The sequence below is a fragment of the Micromonospora gifhornensis genome (genome assembly GCF_016863515.1).
In the GTDB taxonomy this organism is placed as follows: domain Bacteria; phylum Actinomycetota; class Actinomycetes; order Mycobacteriales; family Micromonosporaceae; genus Micromonospora; species Micromonospora gifhornensis.
This window is the reverse complement of the sequence record NZ_BOPA01000066.1, coordinates 1-20,828: the sequence shown is the minus strand read 5'-3', so window position 1 is coordinate 20,828 and position 20,828 is coordinate 1. Positions and strand designations below refer to the sequence as shown.

Here is a 20,828-nt window from a genome sequence, read left to right as displayed (position 1 = left end):
TAAGAAGCGGCACGTCGACAAGGGCGGTGACTACGAGACGTGCGACTACGCCCTCTACAACTGGAAGACATAGCGGATGCGGGTGGCAAGGATTAATCATGGCACGTGAGCAGGTCAACCGGTTGGTCATCGAGCACGAGGAGATCGTCGGAGTCGACTACTCCACGCAAGGGCTGACCGAACTCGTCGCTGTCGGCACCCGCTTCGAGCGGTGCCGCTTCGACGGGCTCCGGTTTCAATATGTGGCGCTGGGCTCCGGCATGGAGCTGTCGCAGTACGTCGAGTGTTCCTTCGACGGCGCGGTGCTCACCGGCACGGCCGGATATTCGCGGTTCATCGGCTGCACCTTCCGGAACGCGGAGATCCGCGACTTGACGGCGGATTACCTGGAGCTTGTTGAATGCGCGTTCACAGGGCGGATCAAGTCGACGACCTTCTGGGGCGCACCACCGCCCGGCTCCGCCGAGCGATTCACGAGCAATCTGGCGTTCCTTGCCGAGCAAGGGCAGCCGGAGCCACCGGGGTACCGGATGCTCGCTCTGCGGGAATCCAACGAGTTCCATGGCAACGACTTCTCCGGGGTCGACCTGGTCGGTGTGGACTTCCGCTACGGCATCGACCTGACCAGGCAGCGCCTTCCGACCGGTTCAGACTACCTATACCTTGAAGACGCCGAGGCCGCTCTGCATCGTGCGCTTATGCTGCTGGTCGACCGGCCGGCAGACGATCTCACGGCTCAGGTCGAGCGGTCGTTGCGGCGGATGCTCGACCGGGAGATCAGCACCGGCCAACGACAACTGCTGTTCCGCGAGGTGGACTACTCGAACAAGGGGGTGTTGAAGCCACACGCCCGGCTCATGTTCGATCTCCTGCGGAACGCCTCGAACTGAGATCCGGTGAAGGGGCAGCGGGTGGGCGGCATCGTCCATGCTGTTGGCGTGCACACACCGGAGGCGAACGAGGCGCTGCGCTGGCTCGCCGAGCAGGGCGTGACACCGTTAGGTCCCGGGCGATGGCGGCAGAGTCTGCCGTCGGGCGACCTGGAGCACAGCGACAACGATCTTGCCCACGGGCGGACGACCGCCATGCTGGACGAGGACCGCCTAGCCCCGGGGGAGCGGCTCCGATTAGGTCTTGGGCTTCTCGACCTACTTGACGAATACTGGGTGACCGTCGAGCTCCGTCACTTCATCGCTGACCAGGCCGACGCGGGGATCAGCGAAGCCTTTTGGGCTGGCTACCGGCAGCGCCTGGAAGCCCCCGACGCAAGCGAGCAGCTGCAGTACTCACTATGGGTTGACTGGTTCGAAGATCAAAACACCGCGGGCGTGGCGTTCGCAGCGCTGCTCGGCGACGACGTGCGCTACCTACGGGCTGGATTGGGCCTGAGCGCGCTGGCCACCGGCCCCCTGCACCGCAGGGCAGCCCGAATTCTCGCGTGCTCGGGGCCCGTACGCTGGGCCTACAAACACGATGTCTATGAGGCCGTCGCCGCCGTAACCGAGCTGCACCCGGCGCTGTTCAAGGGCTTGCTGACCAGCTACCACGACTTCTACGGCGACCTCGAACCAGCGGCGGCGCTCACGCTGCTGAACCGCCTGGACCTACCGCCGGAAACGGAGCACTTTGCCACGCTTCGCGCGGTCCTGAAGGCTGGTGCTCGCAATCACTATCAACACCCGGAGTTGTGGGACGCCCCGAGCCACGGCTAGCACTCGCGCCGACTCTTGCACCGGCCTTGCGCCCACGTCGCAGATCAGTTGACGGACGTGTGTCGCGCATCAGCCGACGGAGGACAAAGTGGCCCACCCGGTCATTTGCCGAACTGTTCGTTCTCCGGATCAAGACGGCTCGTGTCCAGCCTGGTCAACCCGGGCGGCGCGATCGCCGCGTCTGCTCGGCGGGTAGGCGGCCCTCCGATGCAATCTGGACTGCTCCGGGGGCTGGGACTCGGACTTCTGCACCGGCTGACCGGACGCCGACCATCGGCCCGTCAACGTCAAGCGCGCACTCGGTGGCTGAGGCGATTGAGGGCCGGCGACGCTGGCGGGAACGGCCGCATACCAGGCCCCGAGGCGGCTCCATGCGCGTCCGCCTGCGCGCTGGTGGCCCTCGACGCCTTGCCATCGTGGCAGCATGTGCTGGTTACTCGCCGGAGCGGAGTACCTCGCTGAGCCGGTCGTGTCGCCGCAGCGCCGCCTCGACCGGGACGACTGCGGTGGCCGCCGCCACCAGCGCCACACCTGTCAGGCCGAGCAGCCACCACGGCAGGACCGTCGCCGGGTCGGCGGCTTGGCCGGTGAGCAGCTGTAGCTCGAGCGGGCCGAGCGTCAGGTGCGCGAGCAGGGCTCCGAGTAGCGGGCCGCACACCGCGGCGACCACGACCGGTGGCAGCAGTTCTCCTGCGGCGACCCAGCGGGCGTCGCGTGGCCGCAGGCCGAGGGTCCGCAGTCGGGTCAGGGTCTGCCACCGTTCCTGCGCACCGGCGGCGGCGGCGAGCGTGAGGCCGAGCAGTCCCAGCGCCAGCAGCACCGCGGCGGTCGTCCAGGCCAGCCGTAGTGTTCCTGCGGTCAGTGGCGCGACTCGTTGCGCCTGCAGGATGTCGGTGCGCAGCACGATGTCGGCGGGGACGTCGCTGTGCGACACGGCCTGTGCTGTGCCGGGGCCGGTCACCCAGATGGTGTTGGGAACGGCGGGCAGCCCGGCCTCGGCGAGGGCAGCGGCGTCCACGATGACGACGTCGCCGGCGCCGCCGACGGGGGGCGCGGTGCCGACTGCGGTGAGCCGGATCGTCGGGCCGTTGTCGAGGGACAGTTGTAGCTGCGTGCCGGTGTGCAGGTCGCCGGTGCTCGATCGGACCAGCGCGGGCACGGCGGCGGGGTCAGGTCCGGGTGCGGTGAGCTGGGACAGTGCCGGGGCGTCGGGTAGCGGGGTGGTGGCCAGGAGGCGCCCGAACGCGGCGGCGTCCACGATGACCAGGCGTGGGGTGAGCAGTGTCGATTCAGTGAAGAGCGGTGCGGAGTCGGTTATCTGTGCGGCGACGACCTGCTCTATCCCGGGTGCGGCGGCGATGCGTTCGGCGAGTGCGGGGGTCGCGTCCTGGACGTCGCTGCTGATGTCGAGGCGGGCGTCGGCGCCGGTGGTGTGCCATGCGCCGTCGTCGAGACCTCGGGTGATGGTGGCGCCGACGACAAGTGCGAACGACGCGAGCGCCGTGGCGCTGACGAGCACCAGCAGCGGCAGCGCGCGTGCGGCGGTGGTGGCCGCCCGGGCAGCGCCGAACACGGCCAGCGGGCGGCGCGAGCGCAGCGCCTGTCGGAGGACGATCCGTAGTCCGACGGGCAGCAGCCGCAGCACGACGAGTGCGCCGGCGAGCGCGCTCAGGGCGACGGCGCTGATGGGGAGGATCAGGTCGCCGGTCAGCTCACCGGTGTCGCCGTTGGCGGTGTCGGGTAGGAGTCCGCGCTGGTGCAGGGTGCCGACGGCGGCGACCGCGGCGATCAGCACGGCGGTTTCCACGGCGGCGCGGCGCAGCCGGCCGGTGGTCAGGATCCAGCGCCGAGCGGCCGGGTTGGCGGGTTGGTGTCGGTCGCGGCTGGCGCGGGCGGCGGCGAGGGTGCCGAACGTCGGCCCGGCGACGGCGCCGGCCAGGACCACGGGAATGGTCCAGGTCCAGGAGGCGCCTGGTGCGGTGGTGTGGGCGAGTGCGAGGCCGACGGCGGCGGCCGACAGGGACACCACGGTGGACTCGATGATCAGTTCCGCGCCGAGGTCGGGTAGCGCCGCACCGCGTTGCCGGGCGGCGCTCAGCGCCGGGGTACGGCGGCGGACCAGCAGGTCGGCGGCGAGCAGCAGGACCAGTACGGTGGCGGTCAGGACTGCGGCGAGCAGGACGGCGGCCTGGGTGAAGGCGGCGCTGATCTGGGTGCGGGCGTCGCGTAGGACGGTGTCGAGCTGCGATTCCCATTTCAGGGAGCCGTCGCGGGCGGCTGATGAGCCGGAGGATGCTTTGAGTTTGACCACCTGGCTGGCGAGCGTCGTGGTGGCTTCCCAGGTGAGTGCGTCGGGTGCGGGGGCGAAGTGGACGGTGCGCCGCAGTTGGTCCTGGTCGAAGGCGAGTCGGGCGTCGGGTAGCGACTCGCGTGACAGCAGGGCGGCGACGCGGGTGGTGCCTGGGCCGTCGGCGCCGGGCACGGGGCGCAGCAGCGCCGGGGCGAGTCGCCAGGCGGGGTCGGTGCTGTCGGCGGGGCGGTAGATCCCGCTGATCCGGATGTCTTTGTCGCGTCCGTGGTCGTCCTCGGCCGGGATGCGGTCGCCGGGGCCGACCTGGAGGGCGGCGGCGTCGGCCTCGGAGAGGCCGACCTGCATCGGCCAGGGCGGCCCGTGGTAGGGGATCTCGATGGACCGTTCGGGGATTGCGGGGCCGGGTGCGTTGCCGGCGATCCAGGTCACGTCCGGGCCGTCGAGGTCATCGGCCAGGTAGGTGAGCTGGACGGTACGTGGCAGGTTGCCGTCGGTGATGCGCAGGATCGGGCTGTTGACCACGGCGATGGACGGCAGCAGTGCGGTGTCCAGGTCGGGTCCGAGCGTGTAGGTCGCCCGGGCGCGGAGGTCGTCGACGTCGTCGGCGAGGCGGGATATCCGCAGCCGTCCGCCGGTCGGGCCGGCGTCGCGTTCCCAGTCGGCGTGGACGAGGAGGTGCGACTCGTTGCCGGCGCGGCGGACCGTGTCCTGGACGGCGTCGTCGGCGGCGGCACGCAGCAGCGCCGGCACGGCTGCGGCGAGCAGCGCGACGACGGCGATGACGGCGGCGGTGAGCAGCAGTGCGCCCGCGTCGGTGCGGCCGCGGCCGCGGACGCTGGGCCAGTGCGGGGCCGGCCACCGGTGGGTCAGCCACCGGTTCACGGCGCCACTCGCAGGTGCGCGGCGTCGGCCCGGCGGACCTGGACGCTGACCACCGCGGCGACCGTCAGCAGGCAGCCGGCCAGCAGGACGGCGAGCAGCGTGGCCTCGGCCGGCCACGGCCAGTGCGGTTGGGCGGCCGGGATGGGTGCGGCGCCGGTGTCGGAGCGTACGAGCAGGGGAGCGACGAGGCGGGTGGCGAGTGCGCCGACGGCCGTGCCGGCGGCGAGCAGGGGCAGCAGGATGACGGCGTGCTGGCCGAGGAGTACGGCCCGGATGCCGCGTCGGGTCATCCCCAGGCCACGTAGCCGCGCCACCTCTACGGCGCGGACCTGCAGATCGCAGGTCACGTGCGCGATGATGCCGGCGAGCAGCAGCAGGGCCGAGGCGGGGACGACGAGCCGGAGTGCGGCGGGCAGCGCGGCGTGCAGCGGGCCGCTGGTGAGGCGGGCGGTTTCCGCGTCGCGGGTGGTGACGGTGCCCAGGTGCAGGGCGGTGGCCCGCTCGGCGGCACCGGGGTCGGTGGGGTGGCCGACCCACCAGGCGTCGACCGGGAATGTCAGGTCGCCGGTGACGGCGCGGGCGCGGGACAGGGTGTCCAGGTCGGCCAGGACGGCGGCGGCGCCGGGGGCGGACGGTACGGCCGGCACGATCTCGGTGACGACGATCGGGACGGGCGTGGTGCCGACGGTGATGCTGAGTTGGCTGCCGATGTCGGCGCCGACCGCGGTGGCGAAGCGGGTGCCGACGGCGACGGGCACCGGGCCGGGGTCGGGGAAGGCGGTGGCGACGAGGGTGCGGGCGGCGTCCGCGTCGCCGAGGTCGACGGTCGCCGCCATCTGCAGCGCGGTCCCCGCCGCGGTGGCGGAGAGCACGACGGTCGGGTTGCGTAACTTGGTCGGGATCGGCGGCGCGGACGTGGCCGTCCACGGCGATCCGTCCGCCGATGTGGTGGGCGGCACGGTGAGGGTGACGGCGATGCCGATGGGGCTGCCGAGTGTGGCATTGGGGTCGGCGGTGACCGGCAGGGACACCGCGACGAGGTGCAGTCCGTCGGCGGTCGCGCATGTGGGCAGCCGGTGCTCGCGGCCGTCGAGTGGCACGGGGGGACCGGTGCAGGGTGTGCGCAGACCGGTGGCGTCCTGCAGCAGCAGTTGGGGTGTCACGGTGAGTGGGGTGCCGCCGGTCGTGGTGCCGCTCAGCAGGAGTGGGGCGCCGGCTGCCACGGGCAGGCCGGTGACGGGGGTGGGTGGGGCGAGTGGTGCGCTGATGTCCGTCCAGGTGCGGTCGTGGTCGAGGCGTCCGCGCAGCAGCGCGTCGGCGCGGGTGGTGTCGACGGCGACCAGGCGCGGTGCGTCGCCGGCGGTGCCGAGCCACTGACCGACGGCGGTACCCCGGTCGAGGACGGGACTTACCGTCCCGGCGGTGGCTGCGGCGAGGTTCGCGCCGTCGCCGGGCACGGGCGTCGCGTCGAGGGACACTGCCAGGTCGGTGCCGACGGAGAGCGCGGCCTGGTCACGCTGCGACTGGTGCCAGGTGGTGTCGAAGGCGAGACCGAAGGTTGCGGCCGCGTAGGCCAGAGCGACGAGGAGCCCGGCGGCGACGGCCTGGGGTCGGCGGGCGGCCTCGGCGGCCGCCAGCGTCAGCGCCAGCCCACGGGTCCGGTACGCCAGCCGGTCGGTGCCGCGTAGGGCGGGCAGGACCGCCCGCAGTGTCAGGGCGGCGCCGGTGGTGAGCAGCAGCGCCGGTGCGAGGATGCGGACCGTGTCGGCGCGGGGGCTGGCGGTGGTGGGCTGCGCGTACAGCTGCCACCATGCGGTGGCGGCAAGTGCGGCGAGGATCAGGTCGGCGCCGGATCGGGCCAGCAGTTCACGGCGGGTGCGGCGGTCGCCGGGTGCCGGGCCGGGTCGGATCGCCAGGACGGTGAGGATCGCGGCGAGGACCAGCGCGCCGCCGACGATCGTGAGGACCTGGGCGGCGGTGACGGTCGGCGCGGTGGTGAGGTCGGCGTCGTTCAGGGGAGGCAGGTGGGTCAGGCCGGCGTGTAGGGCCGACGAGGCCGGTATCGCGAGCATGACGGCGACGGCGGCGACGAGCCCGCCGTCGAGTGTCGCGGTGGCGGCCAGTTGGCGGCGGCTGGTGCCGAGGGCGGTCCGGAGGGCGGTTTCGTCGGCGCGTATGCCGGCGGTCAGCCGGCCGGCGAGGACGAGTGCCGTCGCGGTCAGGACACCACCGAGGACGGCGATGGCGAGGACGAGGGCGGCGGTGGCGTGCCGTTGGTCGTCGGCGGAGCGCAGGGTCAGCGGCAGGTCGGAGGCGACCCGTGCGAGCCGGACACGGTCACCGAGGGTACCGGCCAGCCGACGGTCCGCGTCGCGGACGGCGCCGGCCACGGTCTGCAGGTCGCGGCGGTGGGCGTGGGACAGGTCCGGATGGGCGGTGACCTCCATCCGGCCGATGGTCGCGCCGCTGGTGAGCAGGTCGGCGAGATCGACGAGAAACGGGCCGTAGGCGTTGACCGGCTGCTGGAAGCGGCCGTCGTGGTAGCCGGTGGCGGAACCTGCCGCGGCCAGCGGGTCACGGTCCCAGCCGCGCCCCGGCAACGGCCGCACCACACCGACGACCCTCACGTCGATGGCCGGGACGGGCTCGTGGGCCAGCTCGGCGCCGAGGCGCACCCGCCGACCCGGGGTGAGGCCGATCAGCTGGGCGGTGGACTCCAACACCACCGCGTCACCACGCTCACGCGGCCAGCGCCCGGTGACCAGCTCAGCTCGGGTCGGCAGGTCGTCCAGCCCCGACAGGTACGCCTGGGCTCCGACGGTGGTGCCCGGGGCGAGTGCGGGCGGCAGTGCCCGCAGCACCGTCGACGCCCGCGCGGTGGTGGTCACCGGGAACGGTGCGAGCGTGGCGGCCAGCACGGCGCGGGTGTCGGCGGCGACGGACTGCGCGTCCGGGCCCTCGACGGTGCCGGTGTAGACGGTCACGTCGACGGCAGCCGGGGCGGCGCGAGCCATGGCGACCTCCAACGCCCGCTCGGCGGTGCGGGTGCTCAACAGAGTGCAGGTGCCCAGCAGGGTCGCGCCGACGGTGACGACCCCGACGAGGGCCGCCAGCAACGGCCACTGCGCGCGGGCACGCCGCCGGACGAGCCTCAGCATCGGCCGTGTCACCCCGCGTCCGGCACAGGCTCGCCCAGCTGCCCGGCTGCCTCGTCGTGGAGGTGCCCGTCGTGGATCCGGATCACCCGGTCGGCCAACGCCATCATCACCGGATCGTGGGTGGACACCAGTGCGGTGACACCTTCGGACTCGACCACCCCACGCAGCAGAGCCATCACCGACAGGCCTGTCTCCGCGTCCAGTTGCCCGGTGGGCTCGTCGGCGATCAGAAGCCGGGGCGAGGCGGCCAGCGCGCGGGCGATCGCCACCCGCTGCTGCTGCCCGCCGGACAACTCGGCCGGCCGCTGCCGGGCATGGTCGGCCAGACCGACCAGCTCCAGCAGCAACTCGACCCGCCGCTCCCGCTCGGCCGCAGCGACGCGGGCCAGCCGCAGCGGGGCGGCGACGTTCTCCGCGGCCGACAGCACCGGAATCAACCCGAAGCTCTGGAAGACGTACGACACCTTCTCGCGCCGCAGCCGGGACAGGCCGTCCTCGTCGAGCGCGGTGACGTCGGCGCCGTCGACGTGTACGGTGCCGGCGTCCGGGCGATCCAGACCACCGATGACGTTGAGCAGGGTGGTCTTGCCCGAGCCGGACCGGCCGACGAGCGCCACCATGCAACCGGCGGCCACGTCGAACGACACACCGCGCAGCGCGTGCACGACGGTCGGCCCGGTGCGGAAACGCCGATGCACGCCGCGTGCGCGCAGCAGCGGCTCGCTGCTCATTCGCCGTCTCCCGACGGGTGGATCGTGATGTGGTCGGCTTCCAGGGCCAACCGGACCCGTCGGGTCAGCGCCAACGCCTGACGGAAGTCGCGGGGCACCTGCACCCGCCCGGCACGGTCCATCACGGCGTACTCCTCGGCGACCATGTGCGTGTCACCCACCGCATCGGTGGTGGTGCGGCGCAGCACCTCGCTGCTGGTACGCCCATCCCGGATCGCGACGGTCCGCTCCACTTGGCCGCTGACCTCCGGGTCGTGGGTCACCACGACAACGGTGACGCCGTAGCGCTGGTTGACGTCCCGCAGCACGCCGAAAACCTCCGCGGACGTGGCGGCGTCCAACTCGCCGGTCGGCTCGTCGGCGAGCAACACTTTCGGCCGGTTGGCCAGTGCCACCGCGATCGCGACCCGCATCTGCTGCCCTCCGGACAGTTGCCCGGGCCGTCGATCGGCGCAGTCGGCGACACCGAGGCTGTCCAACAGCTCGGCCACACGCTTGCGGCGCTCCTCCTTGCCGGTGCGGGCCGCTGTCATGGGCAGGTCCACCATCTCCCGTGCGGTCAGGTACGGGATCAGATTGCTCGCCGTTTGCTGCCGGACGAACCCGACGGTGTGCCGCCGGTAGTCCACCCGGTCCGCGCGGGACATCCCCAGCAGGTTCCACCGGTCGACCCGCACCCGCCCGGCGGTGGGGGCGTCGATACCGGCCAGGATGGACAGCAGCGTCGACTTGCCCGACCCGGAGGCGCCGACGACGGCGACCAGCTCCCCGCTGTCCACGGTGAGGTCCAGTCCCTGCAGGGCCTGCACCTCGATGGAACCGGTCTGGTAGATCCGCACCAGGTTCTCGCAGACGATGAGCGCGTCCCGACCGAACTCGGACGCGCGCGCCGGCGGCTGCGGCAGGGACAGCGGTGCGCGGGACATTGCTTCCTCCGTCCGGGTCGTGCCGACGCCGAGCCCGGCCCGGCTGGTGGTCAGGCCCACCGGCCGGGGACAGGGTGTCGCCTGGCCAGTACACATAGCTGCCGAGGTGTTTGAGAGCCCCGATTGCCCGTGCTGGCCCAGATTGAAGCAGTTTCGCAACCAGCGGCGGCGTTGACCATGCCCCGAGGCGACTTTCTGCGATACCGGAACGAGGGTCTGCTCGTGAACGCGTCGACGGGCCGGCGACTCTACTCGGTGCACACCGATGGCCCGGACATCCGGGATCCGCTCGCCGGAAGCAGGCGGAAGACATCTCCGGCAGCTTCGCTTCCCGATGTTGTTTTCCGCTGGCGAGCGTCTCTAGGCTGCCACCGTTGGGTGGTAGGCGCGAGGCGTTCGAGCGGGGGATTGGGCGATGTCGCTGACCGACACCATCGGCGTCGACTTGCTGGCGATGACCGCGGGTGTAGACCGGTCACAGCATGAGACCGCGGCGATCGACCGCGCCATCGAGCAGGTCGCCGCTCGGGCGGTGGCCTCTGGCTTTATTGGTATCGCGGCCGCTCTCGGCCGGGCACGAGAGGTGCTTGGGCAGGCCCGGTCCCGGTTGAACGAGGCATCGGGCGTCCTGAGTGAGGCATCGCGGTCGGTAGGTTCTGTGGCGCAACAATCGTCGCCACAGGAGACCATTGCCGTGCTCGCCCCGGTAGTCGCGGCGTTGGATACGGTGGATGGCAGCGTGGCAGCGGCGGCGTCCGCGGTCGACGAGGCGCGGCGGCTCGTCGTGGCAGCGTTGCAGGGCGGTCAGCCCGGTCCGACGCTGGCGCGTCTGCAGCAGGTGATGCAGATTCTGGCGGGGGTCCGTACTCGAAAGGCTGAGGCCCGAGGCCGTGTCGACGCGGCGCTGGCGCAGGCTCGGCAGGTCGGTGAGCTGGGAAACTGACGACGGGCGGTGGTGGCCCCATCAGCCAACCGCCCACCCGCCGCGACACCTTCAGCAGTGTTACCGAGGACTCTGCCCCGTCCGAACCGCTTCCCGAGTGGCTGACGGACGCCGCTCGCGACCTGCCTCGACGGGAGGCAAAGGATCCGACCTCCGGTGTGGCGCTGATCAATGGACAGCGGATACCCATGAAGTCTGGCCGTGACTCGGCTGCCGCCGTCGACCTCAAACCGGCCTACCAACTCATCGCCACCACGACCGATCATTTGGAGGCCAAGTTCGCCGCCCGGATGCGCCGCGAACACGTCACTCGGGCGGCCGTGGTCACGAACAATCCGCCCTGCGACTACACCCCCTACGGCTGCGAGAAGATCCTCTCCCGGTTGCTGCCAGCCGGCGCGCAGTTGGACGTCTACGTACGCGACGATGACGGGCAGGTACGCCACTGGCGCACCTACACCGGCAACGGAAAGGCGATCGCATGAAGGTGACCTGGACCTACGACCGGGGCGACCACCGCGACAACCACGAGGTCGACCTGACCGACCCCGCGGCCCTGGAAGCCCTCCTGCGCGATATCCACCAGGCCGGCGAGGCCGTCGTCGTCACGATCTTCAGCGACATCACCGACGACTCCGACGACCTGCCACCCGGCGTCCAGATCGGGCTCGGCCACCGCGCCCACGCCTTCGCGGTACACATCGCCGACGACGGCGGTTACCTCAACGACCCCACAGTGCCACCGCCTGACCAGGAACTCCACTTCGACCTGGGCGGAGTACCCACCGAATACCCCACCGAGCATCTCCGGCTGCGACCAGACACGGCCATACAGGTAGCGGGCACCTTCCTCAAGACGGGCGGCGCACCACCGCGCCTGCCCGCTGCCAGTGAGTAGCGCGGCGTGCGGCGGCAGTTCGACCAGTGGCCGATCGACGGGTTGAAGGAACTGGCGGTGGTCACCCGCGACGTCTCGGCGTACCGAAGAACCAGGGCGCACCAAGCACCTGTGGACAACCTGGCAATGCACGACGTCATCACGGGTGCTCAGGGCAGCACAAAAGGTCCGCTTCCTGGTGCCGCGCGCGGTGCGCGCTGCCGTCTCCCCGCAGCGGCGCGGCACCACGCCTACGGCACCGGCCGGTGTGCTGACTGGCCGGACGTCGAGCGGCAGCGAGTTGGGTAGACCGCATCTACATAGTTGTCGTCTACGTAGATCGGGATTACCTGATGGCGGGGTTTTCGTCGGCCGAGCGGCCGAACTTGCCTTGTTGCAAAAGCGATTGGACCGGCTCGCAACAGGCAGGGCCGGACTGGCGGTCACCATTCGGGGTCGGCACCAGGTCGGTAAGTCGCGCCTCATCCCAGCAGTTCTGCAACCGCGCCGATGCAACCGTGCCGAAGTGCCCTACCTTTTCTACACCGCAACCAAGGGCGCCTCCTCCACCGAGGCGATCTCCAGCTTCCTGGCTGAGTAGTTGACGGGCTGTCTATCTCCAGGACTGCGGCGTGACATTCCTCGACGGATCGAGTTCGAAGTCGGCGAGGAGACGGTCGATCACCGCCTCCTCGTGGATGGCGGTGGCGGTTTGCGCCATCGTGGTGGAGAGCGCGGGATCCCATGGAGTCTCGGCGGCACGGCCGATGAGTGGCTGCGGCGGCGTCCCCCGTTCGATGGCCTGCGCGACGGCCCAGCGGTAGTCGGCGGCCATGAACTGCCAGGGGCGGGCGTCATAGCGCTGCATGATGCGGTCGGCGATGGCGATGCCGGGCCAGTCGAAGTCTCCGTGGTAGAGCAGACGCACGTCTGGCGACTCCATGATGGCGTCGAGGAGGGCGAGGGTCACGGTGGTGGGGTTACCCATCGTGCAGACGATCGCTGCCGCAGCACCTGCGTCCGCCGCCGCCTCCAGGACCCGCGGGTTCTCGCACACGTACACGGTTTGCGGGTGAAGCCGTAGGGGAGTGAGGCGACGGATCTCCCGGAGCGTCAGATGGGTCTCGGCGCCGCTGTCGGCGCGCAAGCGGAGCCAGTCGTTGCCGAGGGGACGTAGTCCGTAGGTGAGCACGGTGGTCGCCACGGTGTCGCTGGCTACCCCGGCGGCATCCCAGAGGGCGCGGCGTTGCGCCGCACCCTGCGGCAGATCTGAGCCTCCGGTGAGGGCGAGGGCGAGTCCGCGTAGGACGAGACGGGTCAGCGGGCTGTCATCGTCGAGCCCGTGGGCGCTGCCGGTGACCCGTTGCGCCAGTTCGCCCCGGGACCAGGTGCGCGCCTGTTCACCCACGGTGAGGCCGAGCGTCATGGCTGCCTGGCTGACGGTGCGCCGTACCTCGTCGGTGGGTAGCCGGGCGGGTAGGCCCTGCCGCCACAGCTGGTCCAGCCACAGGGTGGTCCAGGGGCGGTCGGTCAGGCCGGCGGTGACGAGGGCGGCGTTGGCGTGCTCGCGCAGCAACGCTCGCCGGGCCGACTCCGCGTCGGCGTCGGCGCGCCGGTCGGGTACCGCACCGATGACCGTTTCCACCACGCCGAGCAGTCCGGTTCCCGCGGCGCTGTCGCGCAGCCGTCGGTCGAGGTCGGCCAGTTTTATCGTGGGTGTCGGTCCGACAGCCTGGCCGAGGAGGTGGCCGACGGCTTCGCGTTGCGTGTCGGTCAGCCCGGTGAGGGTCAGGCGTCCGGTCACCAGCCGACCGTTGCGGACCAGGCGGGCGTGTACCGCGCTCCACAGTGGTCGTAGTCCGGTGGACCGGAGATAGTCGAGCGCCCCGGCCGGGATCATGAGGTGAGCACCGTGCGGCGGCGGCCGTCCCAGCGGAAGTGCAGTGTGGCGACGCCGGGTTGGGTCGGGTCCCGCAGGCATTCGTAGATGCCCAGCGACGGCACCTCAGGGAAACACCCCCACAGGCGTTCGCTGGTCAGAACGGCATCCAGATCGAGGTCGACCAGCAGGCCGAGCAGGCGTCCGTGGGTGGGCTCGTCGACCTTGGCGAATGCGTCGTCGAGCAGGATCAGCCGTGGGGCCTGTGGATAGGACTCCCCGACGGAGGTGAAGTGCGCGGCGGCGGCAGCGAACAGCACCAGGTACGACACCACCCGCTGCTCGCCCTGCGACATGGCGGTACGCGCGGACAGGGTGCGCTCCCGGTTCGGGTTGGCCTGGTCGGTGACCCTGACGGTGAAGCCGAACCACCTGCGGTAGTCCAGCGCGGCGCGCAGGTGGACCGCGTACCCGGCGGAGGGGTCCGCGCGTCGAGCATCCTCGACGCGGGCGGCCAGCGCCGCGCGCAGCCGGTCGTTGTTCTCCCGGGTCCGTAGCTCGAACGGCGTGCGCAGCAGTGCGACGGCGGTACGGGTGTCCGCTTCCGCGTCGTCTTTCAGCGACCACACCAGCCGTGCGCCGAGCCCGTGGGAGGTACGTACCCCGGCGAGGGTGGTGTTCATGGTCGACACCAGGCTCTCCGCCGCACGCATCTGCCGGGACAACGCGTCTCCCAACTCGCCGAGCAGGAAACGCTCGAAGGCGTGCCGTTCCCGCTCGGCCACCGCGGACCGCTTCTGTTCCAGCTCCGCGCCGAGGCGAGCGGTCGCGACAGCGGCAGGGTGCTGCCCGATGTCGTCGGCGATCTCGACGACCTTGACCCCGGCGCGGTCCTCCCAGATGAGGTCGAAACCGCCGGGCAGCCGGCTGCGGACGTCGTTGTAACGCTGATGCAGGGCGTTTTCGCCGAGGTCCTGCTGGGGCCTGCCGAGCGCGTCGCGGAGCCGGCCGGCGAGCTCGTCGAGCTGCCGGATCCGCTCCGGTGGGGTCCCGGTGCCCGGCGCGAAGGACATGTCACCGGCCAGCGCGAGCGCGTCACCGACACCGGGCAGGGTCAGCACGCGGGGCAGCGCGGTGCCGGCGTCCAGGGCCACCTGCTCCTGCTGGGTCAGCAGTCGCCGGGTCTGGTCGCGTGTCTCCTCGGCCCGGACCCGGTGGTCGCGGGCCTGGTCGTAGCCGCGGCGAGCCGGCGGCAGTTCCGTCTCGGCGGCACGCAGCCGTGCCTCGGCGGCGGCCTCCTGCCGATGGATCTCCGCCGGTTCGGCGTCGAGCGACCGTTCGAGCACGGCGAACGCTTCCGCCGCGGCCAGGTGCGCCTCGGCGGCGAGCAGCGCCTCGTCGGCAGTGCTGGTGGCGGTGTCCACGGCCTCGACATGCCGGCCGATCAACGACTCGTACGGTGCGAGTTGGTCGATGAACTGCCCGATGTCCCGGGTGTAGCGGGGCATCTCGGCACCGAGCTGGCGCAGCCGCTGATCGATGCCGTCGAGACTGGCACGGTCGTCGGGGAGCAGATGGGCCTGCGCCACGGACTGCGCGCGGCCTCGACGCTCGTCGGCGACGCCCCGCAGCTCCCGCGCCCGACGCCGGGCCTCGGCCGCCCGGCGGGCGAGCCGGTCGGCCGTCGCCTCCGCCTCATCACGACGCGCCCACGCCCGGCTCAGCGCGCCACCATCGGGCAGTGCCCGCAGCGCGGCGGCGAGCGCCTCGCGGTGCCGGTCGTTGAGGTCGAGTTGCCCGTCGAGGTCGCCGAGCCGGCTCGTCAGCGTGTCCACCTGCTGCTGCAGGTCGGCGAGGCGACGGCGACGCAGAGCGGCACGGTTGGCGGCGCCGACATACTCGGCTGCCGGTTTCGTCCAGGCACCGTAGGCCACCCCGAGCCGCCACCTGCCGTCGTCGGCGATCCAACTGCCCGCGTCCGAGGCCGACCCGAAGCCGATGCTGCGCAGAATGCCCGCCACATGCTCCGCCCCGGCCACCGCGACCAGCGCCTGCTGCACCGTGGGTGCGGGCTCGGGCGGACCGGGCCGCAGGATCACCTCACCGCTGGCCGCGTCCACCACCGTGCCGTCCTCGGCGAGCAGAGCGTCGAGCAGCCCGCTGGATTCCAACGCCGCCTCGATTCCGGCCCGCTGCCGCTCGTCGAGGTGATCGGCGAAATCGATAAGCCGGTACAACGGCACACCCTGCCGTGCGGGCGAGCCGCTACGGAACCGGGACCGAGGCGGCTCCGGGTCGGTCATCGCGCTCCACCGCGCGTGCTCTGCGCGTACCTCGTCGAGGTGGGTCTGGGCCTGGAGACGCTGGGCGCGCAACGTATCGCGGCGGGCCTCGGCCGCAGCCCGCAACGGCTCCGCGGCGGCCTCAGCCGCCGCGCGCACCTGCGCCGGTGCGTCCGCCGGCAACGGGTCATCACCGAGCAGAACCTCCCGCAACGGTGCGAGGTCCGCGCCGGCCAGGGCCGCAAGAGCCATCCACTCCTGTACGGCATGCGCGAAGGCGCCGCTGGCCGTGGCGAGGGCGGCGGCAACATCACCGAGGTGCTCCTGCGCGGTGTGCTGCTGTTCGTCGAGCAGATCACGATCGGCTTCCGCCCGGAGGGCGACGGCGGCGGCCGTGTCCGCCTCGTCCAGGCGCCCTTGGACGTCGGCCACCGCCGTACGCCGGGCCCGCGCCGCCGCTTCGGCCCCGGCGACGCGCACACGGTGCTCCCCGAACTCCTCAGCGGCCAGACGGTGGTGCAGCACCTGGACCGAAGGGTCGGCGGGAGCGCCGAGACCACGCGACTCCGGTACGGCCCCGAGATGCCCGACGTCCAGGCCCGACTCGGCGGCGAGGTCACGCAGTCGTCGGTGACTGTCCCGCAGCTCGCCGATGGTGTCGGTCAGCCGGCCGGTTTCCGCGACGAGACGTGCCACGACGTCGGTGACCGTCTGCCGGTCCGCGTCCGCGGCGCGGGCCGCGGACCGGGCCGCCGACTCCAGCGCCCGCACCGCGAGACGACGCTGCCCCAACTCCTGCACGGCCCGGTAGGCGGCGCTGTCGCGCAGCGCCCCAAGTTCGGCGCGGGCCTGCCGCTGCGTCTGCTCCCAGCCGTCCACCACCGCCTCCGCGGCCCGCTGCGCATCGAGCGCCGCCGCGACCTCCCGCTCCGCCTGGCCGGCCTGGCGGCGCTGGGCACGCAACTGGGACAGGGCATCGTCGACCGCCTGCACCCGGCGGCGCAGCTCACCGCGCAGATATCCGCGGTAGGCCGTCATCAGGTCGGCCAACGCGGCGTGAGTGGCTTCCAACCGACCCAGATCAGCGCGGACGGTCTCCAGGTCGTCAAGGTTGTGCGCGACCGAATCGAGGACGTCATCGTCGACCGACGGCAACGCCTCGCTCAGCTCGGCGGCGAGCTGACCCGCCTCGATCCGGTCACCGATGGTGGGACGACGCAGCCGGTACAGCAGGTGAACCAGATTGCGGTACCGGCCCGCATCGGCGATCCCGAACAGCTCACGACCCACCCGCGCCCGGTAGTCCCGCGCACTGCCCAGCAGCGCCGCCTCACCCAGTGTCTCCCGCAGCCGCTCGATCGGCACGGGCTGCCGATCGACGGCCAGATCGACGTCGATACCGACGCGCCGCGCAGTGACGACATACGTGACCCGTGCCTCGGCGGTCGAGGACGACCACCGCACGACCGCTCCCAGCGTCAGAAACCGCGGCGACCCGTGCTCATCGACGCGCCGCAGCTCCAGCCAGACGAAACCCTGCCGGTTCACCCCGCTGGCACCCTCACTCATCAGCCACCGAAACGTGGTGCGGCCCGCGCCAGTGGCATCCAGCCGTTTGACGTCACCATCGAGCAGGAACGGCAGGAGCAACTCCAGGGCCTTCGACTTCCCGGCGCCGTTCTTCCCGCGCAGCAACAGCCGGCCCTGCTCGAACTGGAACACCTGGTTGTCGTACTGCCAGATGTTGCAGATCCCCGCACGGTGCAGGCGGTACCGGTGCGGATGCGATACCGCGACCTGCGTCCCGGACGCGGCGACGGCCGTGCTGCTCATGACCGCACCGCCTCGCTCGCGGCGTAGCGGGCCGCGGCCGCGAGCAGCACCAGACCACCCTCGGGGCTGTCACCGCGAGCAGCGCGCGCGTCGACCGCCCGCTCGGCGGCGATGGTCTCGGTGGATTCGGCGTCGGCGACCGTCGGCGCCGACCGCGCCAACAGCCCCATGGTGATGAGCAACGCGACGACCGCCTCTCGCAGCAACAACAGATCCTCGACATACCGGCCCGCCCACCGCCGGGCATGACGGTCGACCAGGTCAGCCAGAATCCCGTCCAGCACGTGCTCGGGTACGGGCACCCCGATCACCAGCCGCCCCGGCGCCGGACGTAACTGCTCGACCAGCGCAGTGATCGTCAGCAGCGCGGCCTGGGCGACCGTGCCGACCCCCGGAAAGAGCACGTCGGTGAGGCCGTCGTCGGGGTCGAGCAGGGCGACACCCTCGGCGCGCAGCTCCGCCTGCAAACCGGCGTACTCCAGGAACGACCGCTCCTCTCGGCGCTGCTCCCGACGCAACCAGGCCCGCTGCGCGGCGCTCAGCTCGTCGAGGTACACCACCGGTTGCTCGATCAGCCGCCGCCGTACCGCATGGCGGGTGCCGCCCGGACCGGGCTCGGCGGCAGCACCAACGAACTCCGCAGCGGTGACGCTGCGGCCCGGCGGGGTGGCCACCAGGTGCGCGACGATGTCACGGTTGACGGTGAGCAGGGCTTCTGCCCGGTCATCGTCGGCGTAACCGGCGACCGTCCCCTGCTCCTCACGCAGCGCCTGCCAGGACACCAGTTGCCGCAACGCCGCGCTGAGCGCACGACGTTCGGTCGGCCGCTGAGCGTCACCGAGTGCGATACCGGCCTCCACCGCCGCCGCCCGAACATCAGCGATGAGCTGGGACAACAGCACCTGTTCAGGGCAGGTGAGCAGCACCGCTACGCCCAGCGTCAGGTACGTGTACATGCGTGGGGTGAACGGCCCGCTGGCGCGCAGCAGCGGTCGGCCCCGCCCCGGACCCAGGCCGGGCTTGAACAGCCGGGCGAAACCGGCCTCCACCACCAGCCGGTAGCCGAGGAAGTTACCGAACCAGCTCTTCAACCATTCGGCATGCCGACGGACCAGCGGAAAATCATCGTCGGTGGCGAGCAGCAGCGGCGCGGACAGCAAGGCCCGCACCGCTCGGCGGCGCTCGACCGCCAGCGCGATGTCGTGCTCGTCAGCCATCGGTGTCCTCCAGGCGGATGATCGAGATCTCGATGTCCTGGGCGGTGAAATCACCGACAGCCGAACGGAGGGTCAACACGTGGCGCGGCTTGCTCAACAGTTCGCAGCGCAGCTGCAGATCGACGACCAGAGCCACCGCGTTGCCCAGCAGTGGATCACCGGCACCGAGAGCCTGCGCCATCAGTTCGAGCAGCAGATGAATGGCCGGGGCGGACAGACGCACCGCCCCCAGATCGGGGGCGGCGGACAGCAACTCCGCCGCGGCCGAGACCCGCCGCTCATGAAGAGCGGCAGCCTGTGCGATCAACGCCTGCTTCTGCCCGCTGCGGTCGGCGATTGCGGAAGCGCGTCCGCGCGGCGCCCGCCCACCACGCTCGCGCAGCGCGACGGGAACCTGCACGGCAGGCGCCGGCCACCAACTCGCCGTCGCCGGCACCACCACCTGCGCCTCGGCGGCGAGACCGAGGTGCCGGGCAGGATAGAGGCCGAACGCCGAGGTGAACAGATCAGCGGCCGTCTCCTCATCGGCGGTGTCCAGCCAGGCCGCCAACCGCAGCAGCTCCCGACGGCGAGAGGCACCGTTGCCGGTGGAACGGACCATCCGTTTCGCATTGGCCAGCAGCGACTGCAGGGCCCGCATAGTGGCATCGCGCAGCTGCGTGACCTCGCTGCGGCGACCGTCGACGTCACTGAACCACGCCCGCAGCGCAGCCCAGTCAGCGAGCTCATGACCACGGCTGCGTTGTACGGCAACGCCGAGGTCGGCGGCGGCCCCGGCCAGCCCGCCTTCGCGCAGGACATGCACCAGAGCGGGCAGATACGGCCCCAGGCGGTGCAGGTGACGGTCGATGCGTGGCGCGAGGAGCACAATCTCCTCGGTGATCGACTCGACGTAGTCCAGGAGCAGATCCTTGAAGCCTCGGTACTCCGCGCTGTCCAGGTCGTAGCGGGCCAGGACCTGCCCGAGGAAAGCATAGAAGTCGCGTACCGAGTCACGGAACGCCCAGAACTGGGCGAAGATCGTGGCGACCGCCTCGCGAGCCGTGCCGGCATCGACGCCGCCCGGCTGCTCGACCCGATCCACCAGGTCACCCAGACCGGCGGCGAGCAGGCCCAGCAGCTCCCGACTGATCTCCCGGGCGGCGTCCGCGCTCAAGAGCACCTCGTCGGCCTGCCGCTGCACCCGTTCGCCGAGCGGAGACAGTTGATAACGGGACCGGGCGCGCTGGTACTCCTCGATGCTCTTGACGCGCACCGTGTGTGAGCTGGGCAGCAGGTTGCCCCACCCGACAAGCTGGTTCAAGCGGCTCACCGCAGTGTCGAGGGAAATGTCGATCTCGTGGGCGGCGAGTTCCTCGACCACCTGTTGCGCGGAGAGGTCAGTCATCAGCGACGCCGTGAACAGACGCATGATCGCGAGGTAGACGCCGCGTTCAGGCACCGTCAGGTAGGTGAAGGCATCAAGGCGGCCAAGGTCATCCGCCGGCTCACCCATCCGGACAGGATAGGCGACGGTCAGTAGCCGCGACATGCTGGCAGCACGGGGACCCGGGATCCGTAGCAGGGCACGGGCTGATGCATGAGGGGGAGACGCGTCGCCACGCTCCCGATCGACACGCCACCACGCATCGGCCTACGGGCGCAGGTCCGGATCAGATGCAGGCCTGACGGTGTCGGGGCGGCTGCCGCATCAGGTCCTGTGAGCTGGTGTGTGGGCGCCGACGTGTTGGACGGTGTGGGAGCTGGTCTGGACGGCGGTGGTGATGGCGTTGTGTAGCGCGATGTTGTGGGCGAGGTCGAGGGCGAGGCTGCTGAGGAAGGTGTCGCCGGCTCCGGTGGTGTCGATGGCGTGGACGGTGGGCGCGGGTACGGTGGCGGCTCCGTCGGGATGGGAGTAGGCGGCACCGTGGTGGCCTGCGGTGACGATGACGGTGCGGGGACCGAGGCGTTGTAGCGCGGTTGCGGCGTTTACGGGATCATCGGTGGTCGTTTGGAGGATGGTGGCGGCTTCATGGTGATCTTTTTAGGGAAGTATCGCGGCCAGGATGCAGGATGGCATTCCCACACTGTTGTCCTT

14 protein-coding genes are annotated in these 20,828 nt (G+C 71.3%); 5 read left to right on the top strand and 9 right to left on the bottom strand.

Translation table 11 applies throughout. The features are described from left to right. The first annotated feature begins 122 nt into the window (after window positions 1-122). Together Vgi01_RS29180 and Vgi01_RS29175 are read left to right on the top strand one after the other, a co-directional pair. Window positions 123-890, top strand: coding sequence for a hypothetical protein (locus tag Vgi01_RS29180; protein WP_204293205.1), 768 nt, complete (start codon window positions 123-125; stop codon window positions 888-890). 21 nt (window positions 891-911) lie between these two features. Then, complete coding sequence (locus Vgi01_RS29175) at window positions 912-1,712, top strand: hypothetical protein (protein ID WP_204293204.1); 801 nt, start codon at window positions 912-914, stop codon at window positions 1,710-1,712. 433 nt (window positions 1,713-2,145) lie between these two features. On the opposite strand, the gene Vgi01_RS29170 is transcribed toward Vgi01_RS29175, so the two are convergent. The 4 genes from Vgi01_RS29170 to Vgi01_RS29155 are packed head-to-tail and all read right to left on the bottom strand — an operon-like array spanning window position 2,146 to window position 9,720. After that, on the bottom strand, window positions 2,146-4,905 hold the full coding sequence (locus Vgi01_RS29170; protein ID WP_204293203.1) for an FtsX-like permease family protein: 2,760 nt from the start codon (window positions 4,903-4,905) through the stop codon (window positions 2,146-2,148). Further along, a complete protein-coding gene (locus Vgi01_RS29165; RefSeq protein ID WP_204293202.1) occupies window positions 4,902-8,063 on the bottom strand; it encodes an FtsX-like permease family protein in 3,162 nt (1,053 codons plus the stop codon). Before Vgi01_RS29165 ends, Vgi01_RS29170 begins: the two co-directional genes overlap by 4 nt. A gap of 8 nt (window positions 8,064-8,071) precedes the next feature. Further along, complete coding sequence (locus Vgi01_RS29160) at window positions 8,072-8,794, bottom strand: ABC transporter ATP-binding protein (protein ID WP_204293201.1); 723 nt, start codon at window positions 8,792-8,794, stop codon at window positions 8,072-8,074. Continuing rightward, window positions 8,791-9,720, bottom strand: a complete 930-nt coding sequence (locus Vgi01_RS29155) for an ABC transporter ATP-binding protein (RefSeq protein ID WP_204293200.1) — start codon at window positions 9,718-9,720, stop codon at window positions 8,791-8,793. The genes Vgi01_RS29160 and Vgi01_RS29155 overlap by 4 nt, the downstream gene beginning before the upstream one ends. Window positions 9,721-10,135: 415 nt before the next feature. On the opposite strand from Vgi01_RS29155, the gene Vgi01_RS29150 reads away from it, so the two are divergent. From Vgi01_RS29150 to Vgi01_RS29140, 3 genes are read left to right on the top strand one after another with little or no spacing between them, the layout of a single operon-like run. Then, on the top strand, window positions 10,136-10,663 hold the full coding sequence (locus tag Vgi01_RS29150) for a DUF6244 family protein (protein ID WP_203224297.1): 528 nt from the start codon (window positions 10,136-10,138) through the stop codon (window positions 10,661-10,663). Next, complete coding sequence (locus Vgi01_RS29145) at window positions 10,660-11,148, top strand: DddA-like double-stranded DNA deaminase toxin (RefSeq protein WP_203224335.1); 489 nt, start codon at window positions 10,660-10,662, stop codon at window positions 11,146-11,148. The genes Vgi01_RS29150 and Vgi01_RS29145 overlap by 4 nt, the downstream gene beginning before the upstream one ends. Then, the gene (locus Vgi01_RS29140) at window positions 11,145-11,561 is read left to right on the top strand and encodes an Imm1 family immunity protein (RefSeq protein WP_102656205.1); all 417 of its coding nucleotides are present in this window, start codon (window positions 11,145-11,147) and stop codon (window positions 11,559-11,561) included. Before Vgi01_RS29145 ends, Vgi01_RS29140 begins: the two co-directional genes overlap by 4 nt. A gap of 592 nt (window positions 11,562-12,153) precedes the next feature. On the opposite strand, the gene Vgi01_RS29135 is transcribed toward Vgi01_RS29140, so the two are convergent. From Vgi01_RS29135 to Vgi01_RS29115, 5 genes are all read right to left on the bottom strand, one after another. Further along, window positions 12,154-13,440, bottom strand: a complete 1,287-nt coding sequence (locus tag Vgi01_RS29135; protein ID WP_102656206.1) for a TIGR02679 family protein — start codon at window positions 13,438-13,440, stop codon at window positions 12,154-12,156. Continuing rightward, window positions 13,437-17,534, bottom strand: coding sequence for a TIGR02680 family protein (locus tag Vgi01_RS29130; protein ID WP_204293199.1), 4,098 nt, complete (start codon window positions 17,532-17,534; stop codon window positions 13,437-13,439). The genes Vgi01_RS29135 and Vgi01_RS29130 overlap by 4 nt, the downstream gene beginning before the upstream one ends. After that, window positions 17,531-18,751: a TIGR02678 family protein gene (locus Vgi01_RS29125; RefSeq protein ID WP_203224299.1), complete on the bottom strand. Its 1,221-nt coding sequence runs from the start codon at window positions 18,749-18,751 to the stop codon at window positions 17,531-17,533. Before Vgi01_RS29125 ends, Vgi01_RS29130 begins: the two co-directional genes overlap by 4 nt. After that, window positions 18,744-20,246, bottom strand: coding sequence for a TIGR02677 family protein (locus Vgi01_RS29120; RefSeq protein ID WP_203224300.1), 1,503 nt, complete (start codon window positions 20,244-20,246; stop codon window positions 18,744-18,746). The genes Vgi01_RS29125 and Vgi01_RS29120 overlap by 8 nt, the downstream gene beginning before the upstream one ends. A gap of 195 nt (window positions 20,247-20,441) precedes the next feature. Continuing rightward, the gene (locus tag Vgi01_RS29115) at window positions 20,442-20,750 is read right to left on the bottom strand and encodes a PfkB family carbohydrate kinase (protein ID WP_204293206.1); all 309 of its coding nucleotides are present in this window, start codon (window positions 20,748-20,750) and stop codon (window positions 20,442-20,444) included. Window positions 20,751-20,828: the final 78 nt, after the last annotated feature.